Here is a 442-nt window from a genome sequence, read left to right as displayed (position 1 = left end):
TAGGGTCGGCGGAGAAGACGGGAGCTTTCAGAAGAGTTTCGTAGTAGCCAGAAACGAGTGGGTTGCTCAAGCAGGGCGCTCCTGAGGTTAAACATGATTTGAGGTTATCATGCGCACACTCAATCGCCTGTTGCTGGCCGGCTTATACAGTGACCCTTCTTCTCTCAGCCAAGCTTGCGAGATAGTGGTTGCCAACACATGAGGTTCTACATGGTCAGACGCAGGACACCGCTTTCCTCATCAAAAATCGTCGACGCACCTTTAGCTGCGATGCCCAGCAGCGTGAAACAGGCAATGCAAATCGATTTTGGTCGGGAGATCACAGCTTTTCTCTCATCAGTCGAGTACGGCACTGGTGAGCTTTTTCTGGAAGGCATCGTTTTCCGTGACCGTGAGAACAGGTTCGATGATGGTGATCCAATTCGAACCTCGATCATCATGA

At 50.9% G+C, this 442-nt stretch carries 1 protein-coding gene; it reads left to right on the top strand.

Going from position 1 to position 442, the window contains the following annotated elements; translation table 11 throughout:
- Positions 1–198: 198 nt before the first annotated feature.
- A partial coding sequence (locus tag QWI17_RS04740) for a hypothetical protein (protein WP_302721369.1) occupies positions 199–442 on the top strand: 244 nt, incomplete at its 3' end.

Origin of the sequence: Gilvimarinus gilvus, from assembly GCF_030518155.1 — a bacterium.
Lineage (GTDB): Bacteria > Pseudomonadota > Gammaproteobacteria > Pseudomonadales > Cellvibrionaceae > Gilvimarinus > Gilvimarinus gilvus.
Note: the sequence above shows the minus strand (reverse complement) of the source record. Positions and strands in the feature narration are given on the sequence as shown.